The organism is Pseudomonas sp. RW407, from assembly GCF_003176655.1.
Taxonomy (GTDB): domain Bacteria; phylum Pseudomonadota; class Gammaproteobacteria; order Pseudomonadales; family Pseudomonadaceae; genus Pseudomonas; species Pseudomonas delhiensis.
In genome coordinates this window covers 746,283-751,480 of record NZ_QGSL01000029.1, presented here as the reverse complement: position 1 = coordinate 751,480, position 5,198 = coordinate 746,283, and the positions used below count along the sequence as shown (strand labels likewise).

Genomic DNA, 5,198 nt, shown 5'->3' with positions numbered 1-5,198 from the left:
CCATCACCAACCCCCCCAGCGAACACCCCCATGCCCCCAATCCTGATCCTCGGCGCCGGCCCCGCCGGAACCGCCACCGCCATCGGCCTGCGCCGTCTCGGCTACCCCGTCACCGTCATCAGCGAATGGCGCCGCTTCGCCGCCGTCGAAGGCGTCTCCCAACGCGTGCTCGACGGCCTGCGCCACGCCGGCCTCAACCACGCTCTGGCCTGCGCCGCGCCGCCTTCGCAACGGCGGGTGAACTGGAACGGCGCCGAGAGCGCGCAGAACGTCGAATTCATCCTCGACCGCCCGCTGTTCGACCAGGGCCTGCGCCAGGACCTGCATGAGGCCGGCATCCAAGTGCAGGAAGACCGCGTGCTCGGCGTAGACTCCGACGCCACGGGCCACCACGTGCGCCTGGAAAGTGGCCAGCAACTGCAAACCCCATTTCTGGTGGAAGCCCGCGGCCGCCAGGCGCCGCTGAACCAGAAGGCCGGCAAGGCCCGCCGCGGCCCGGAAACCCTCAGCCTGCTCAGTCGCTGGCAGGGTGCGCCGGGGCCGGTGGCCAGCGCGGTGCAGAGCCTGGCCGATGGCTGGGCGTGGATGGCGCGGTTGGCCGATGGGCGCTGCTACTGGCAGCTGACCCTGGACGTGGCCAGCAGCGCGCTGCCACCCAAGGAGCAGCTACTCGACTACTGCCGCGAACGCCGCCAGCGCGCCGAACTCAGCCAGGCATTCTTCGGCGGCCACCCCGAGCAGGACCTGGAGCTGCATGCCCGCAGCAGCACGCCGATCCTCTGCCTGGAGGCCTGCGGCGAGGACTGGATCCGCGTGGGCGATGCGGCCATGGCGGTGGACCCGCTGTCCGGCAACGGCATCTTCCAGTCGCTGTCCTCGGCGCTGCAGGCCCCTGCGGTCATCAACACGCTGTTGCGCGCGCCGGCGCGCGGCGACCTGGCCAGGCGCTTCCACCAGCGCCGGGTGGAGCAGCTGTTCCTGCGCTTCGCCCGCGTCGGCCGCGACTTCTACGCCGAGGAACAGCAGTGGGCAGACCAGCCGTTCTGGCAGGCCCGCCGCGCCTGGCCGGACGCGGTGCCCAGCCATGCCCCGGCGGATTTCGACGCACTGCGCATCGAGCGCGCCCCGGTGCTGCGCGACGGCCTGGTGGACGAGGCCGAGGTGGTGGTCAGCCCCGACCAGCCCCTGGGCATCTGGCACCTGCAGGGCCTGGAGCTGGCGCCCTGGCTGCGGCGCCTGCGCAGCGAGCCGCAGGACCGGGTGCTGGCCGCGCTGCCGGCGGAGCAGCGGCGCATCTTCCAGGGCTGGCTGCTGAGCCAGGGCTACCGCCCGCGCTGATCAGGCCTTGAACTGCTGCACCAGGCGGTGCTGCTGCTCGGCGCTCTGGTTCAGCTGCTGGCTCAGGTGCGCCGAGCGCTCGGCCTGGTCCGACAGGGCCTGGGTGACGTCGCGGATGGTGCCGATGTTGCGGCCGATCTCCTCGGCCACGCTGCTCTGCTCCTCGGCGGCGCTGGCGATCTGCAGGTTCATGTCGCTGATCAGGTTCACCGCGCCGGTGATGCGCTGCAGCGCGTCTATGGCCTGGCGCGCCTGCTCGACGTTGTCCTGGGCCTGGCGGTAGCTGGCGTGCATGGCGTCGGCCACCGACAGGCTGCGCGCCTGCAGGTTCTCGATCACCTGGCGGATTTCCTCCACCGAGTCCTGGGTGCGCCGCGCCAGGCCGCGCACCTCGTCGGCGACCACGGCGAAGCCGCGCCCGGATTCGCCGGCGCGCGCCGCCTCGATGGCGGCGTTGAGGGCCAGCAGGTTGGTCTGCGCGGCGATGCTCTGGATCACCTCCAGGATCGCGCCTATCTGCTCGTTGCTGCGCGCCAGGTTCTGCAGCTCGCCCATGGCCTGGTTCATGTCGCCGGCCAGGGCGTCGATGCCGGCGCTGGTGGCCGCGATGGTGGCGTAGCCGTCCTGGCTGGCGCGCTCGGCCTCGCCGGCGGCCTGGGCGGCGCTGGCCGCGCTCTGGGCCGAGGCGTTGGCGGTGGCGGACATCTCCTGCAGGGCGGTGGCGACCATGTCGATCTCGCGGAACTGCTGCTGGATGCCGTCGCTGGTCCGGCGGGCGATGACCGCGGTCTGGTCGGCGCCGGCGCGGGCCTCGCCGCTGGCCGCCTGTACCGCGGCGATGCTCGGCTGGAGCTTGTCGAGGAAGCGGTTGAAGGCCAGGGCCAGGCGGCCCAGCTCGTCGTGGCGCGGATGGTTCAGGCGGCGGGTGAGGTCGCCTTCGCCGTCGGCGATGTCTTCCAGCATGCGTGCCAGGCCCAGGATCGGCCGGCTGATGCCGCGCGCGGTGAGGGTGATGACGCCCATGCCCAGCAGCGCCACCAGCACGCCCAGGCCGACCTCCAGCCAGGTGCTGCGCGCGCGCAGGGCGTCCAGGGTGTTCTTCAGCGACTGCGCCGGGGCCAGTAGCACCTGGCGCGGCACGCTGAGCAGGATGCCCCAGGGCTTGGCCCCGGGCAGCGGCGCCAGGCTGCTGAGCACGGAAACGTCGGCGCTCTGGTCGTAGGTCAATGAGCGGCCCCGGGCCATGTCGCCCAGCACCTGGGGCAGCGCCGTGTCCTTGAACGGCTGGCCGAGGCCGGCGGCGTTGGCGCTGTCGCTGGCCAGCAGGCCGTTGGGGCTGAGGATGCGGATGCGGCCCTGGCCGTCGAACAGCTGGCGGCTGCCGGCCACGCTGCTCTGCTGCAGCGCGGCGAGGTCGATGTCGAAGCCCACGGCGGCGACGAACTTGCCGTTCTCCAGCAGCGGCAGGGTGATGCTGGTGACCAGCCGGCGCTGCCCGGAGGCATCGTCGAAGTAGGGGTCGAGCACGCAGGGCGCCAGGCTCTCCCGCGGGCAGGTGAAGAAGGCGTTGTACGGCTGGCCGCTGGGGCCGGGGGTGGTATCGGCCAGCACCTGCTCGGTGCCGACCACGCTCTGCTGCTGGCCGCCGCTGCGCAGCAGGTAGAGGGTGAAGCGGCCGTTCTCGTTGCTGCCCAGCTCGTCGCGGCCCTTGAAGCTGGCGTCGGCGCCGTCCAGGGTGTCGACGCCGAACACCACGAAGAGCCCGAGCAGCTCCGGGTGCGCGCCCAGGGTGCCGCCCATTTCCGCCACCAGCTTGCGCCGCAGTGCCTCGGCGCCGAGGTTGCCCTGGCGGTTCTGCTCGCGCAGCGCCAGCAGGGTGCGCGACAGCCCTTCGCCGAGCAGCAGCTTGTCCTGCAGCTGGCGTTGCAGCTGCAGGGCCTGCACCTGGCCCTGGGTCTGCAGGCTGGCGCGGGCGGCGTCGGCGAACAGCTTGCCGCTGTCGTCCTTGATCACCTGGCTGTCCTGGCGCGCCTGGTACAGCGACAGGCCGATCAGGGTGGCGGCGACGCCCAGCAGGCACAGGCCGGCCAGGCAGGTGATGCGGCCCTGGAGGGTGGACAGGATGCTACGCATGCAAAGGCCTCCATGAAAACCGCGAAACCCGCCGCCGCGCCACGGCCGGGATGAGGGCCGGCGGTGGCGCGGGGCGGGCTTGCGGTGCGTGGCTTAGAAGGTGGTGGTGAAAATCAGCTGGCTGTACAGGTTGCTGTCGTTGCTGCCGATCTGCACGCCGCCGTCCTCGGTGCTCTTCTTCGGCTTGTACAGGCCGATCAGCGGGGTGATGGTCAGGTTCGGGGTGACCATCCAGTCGGCGTACAGGTCCAGCTCGCGGCCGCTGAAGTTGCCCAGGTCGTTGTCCAGGGTATGGAAGTCGAACCATTGCAGGCCGACGTCGAAGCTCTCCGACGGGGTGATCTTGGCGCCGATGTTGTGGACCCGGGTGTTGCTGTTGAAGGGGCCGGAGTAGTTGCCCGCCACCTCGCCCTGGAACCAGGTGCCGAAGCCGCGGCTGAAGCCGTAGAACAGCGGGTCGAAGCCTTCCGAGAAGCGGCTGAAGCGGTAGCTGAGGTAGGGCTTCCAGGGCACGTCGGCGAAGGTCCAGCCGGCTTCCAGGTACCAGGCGTTCTCGTCGTCGGCGTGGCGCTTGTCCTGCCAGGCGTACTCGCCGGAGAGGAACAGGTTCTCGACGCCGGCGTTGCCCTGTCCGCGCACGCTCCAGGTCTTCATGTCCTTGCGGTCGAGCTGGGCGGGGGAGGCGTACTGCTCGTCGATGTCGGTGATGTCGATGTAGGTCAGGCCCAGGGTGCCGGCCTCGTCGACGTGCTCCAGGGTGCCGACGTACAGCTCGGGCTTGGCCTGGGCCGGGTTGTCGGACTTCAGGCGCATGATGTCGCCGCGCCAGCCTTCCTTGCCGCCGATGCGCAGCACCGCGGTCTCGTCGAAGCTACGGCGGCCGGCCAGGTAGTAGGCGCCGCCGCGGTCGAACATGCCGTCGGCCAGGCCGTTGCCGAAGTTGAGGGCGTCGCCGTTGATCAGGAAGCCGTCGCCGACCACGATGTTCTGGCGGCCGAAGGACAGGTCGATGCCGTCCTCGCCCAGCACCGGGAACAGCTTGCCGGAGCGCCAGCCCAGGTAGGCGTCCTCGATCTTGGTGGTGCGCTCGGAGCCGTCGGTGAAGCCGGCGGCGTCGCCGTCGCCCCAGGTCGCCGAGCTGAGCAGGGCGAAGGCGCCATAGGCCGTGCCGGCCTCGCCCAGGCGCTGGTCGCCGCTCAGGCCGTACTTGATGAAGCCTTCCTGCCAGGAGGACGAGCCCTTGTCCTTGGTGCCGCTCTGCGCATAGTTCTCCTGGCTGTGGAACAGCGCGTAGACCGCGGTGAGGTCGGCGTTGAGGTGGGTATCGTCGGTGGAATACAGCGAGTAGGCGCTGGCCTGGCCCGCGCCGGCGAGCAGCAGGGCGAGCAGCGTCGGGCGCAGGACGGTGGGTCTGGTCATGGCGTGCATCCGTATCGTTATTGTTGGCAGGGGACGAAACTGCCTGGGATGCTAAGGCCACGGGCGCTGCTGGCCTTGTGCCTGTCTGCCAAGTGCTTGGATGTGCTTGCCAGATGTCTGCGGGATCGCGGACGGAGTCCGCTCCTACGGTGGGACAGGTGCCTCACGGAAACCTGTAGGAGCAGGCCCTGCCTGCGATTCGCGCGCAGGGCGCGCTCCTACATGGGAATGGCGTGAGTGGCGCAGCGTAGGAGCGGATCTCATCCGCGAACCGCGCCGGAATTCCCGGCTATCGCGGACAAGGTCCG

Annotated in this window: 3 protein-coding genes and 1 pseudogene; 1 reads left to right on the top strand and 3 read right to left on the bottom strand. The window is 70.5% G+C overall.

Annotated features, from left to right (window positions below; genetic code table 11):
• The first annotated feature begins 30 nt into the window (after nt 1-30).
• Nucleotides 31-1,338, top strand: coding sequence for an NAD(P)/FAD-dependent oxidoreductase (locus tag DK254_RS04245; RefSeq protein ID WP_109932476.1), 1,308 nt, complete (start codon nt 31-33; stop codon nt 1,336-1,338).
• On the opposite strand, the gene DK254_RS35135 is transcribed toward DK254_RS04245, so the two are convergent.
• The 3 genes and pseudogenes from DK254_RS35135 to DK254_RS04235 all read right to left on the bottom strand — a co-directional run bounded on the left by DK254_RS35135 (nt 1,339) and on the right by DK254_RS04235 (nt 4,890).
• Nucleotides 1,339-2,067 carry a methyl-accepting chemotaxis protein gene (locus tag DK254_RS35135; protein ID WP_371921103.1) on the bottom strand — a complete coding sequence of 243 codons (729 nt, stop codon included), beginning with the start codon at nt 2,065-2,067 and terminating at the stop codon, nt 1,339-1,341.
• Nucleotides 2,068-2,196: 129 nt separating this feature from the next.
• Nucleotides 2,197-2,361, bottom strand: a pseudogene (locus tag DK254_RS35130) (HAMP domain-containing protein); the annotation flags it as partial.
• 1,203 nt (nt 2,362-3,564) lie between these two features.
• A complete protein-coding gene (locus DK254_RS04235) occupies nt 3,565-4,890 on the bottom strand; it encodes a hypothetical protein (protein WP_109932472.1) in 1,326 nt (441 codons plus the stop codon).
• Nucleotides 4,891-5,198: the final 308 nt, after the last annotated feature.

Coding starts and splice junctions, on each gene's coding strand:
- DK254_RS04245 (WP_109932476.1), top strand. CDS start 31: ATGCCCCCAATCCTGATCCTCGGCGCCGGCCCCGCCGGAACCGCCACC.
- DK254_RS04235 (WP_109932472.1), bottom strand. CDS start 4,890: ATGACCAGACCCACCGTCCTGCGCCCGACGCTGCTCGCCCTGCTGCTC.
- DK254_RS35135 (WP_371921103.1), bottom strand. CDS start 2,067: ATGGTCGCCACCGCCCTGCAGGAGATGTCCGCCACCGCCAACGCCTCG.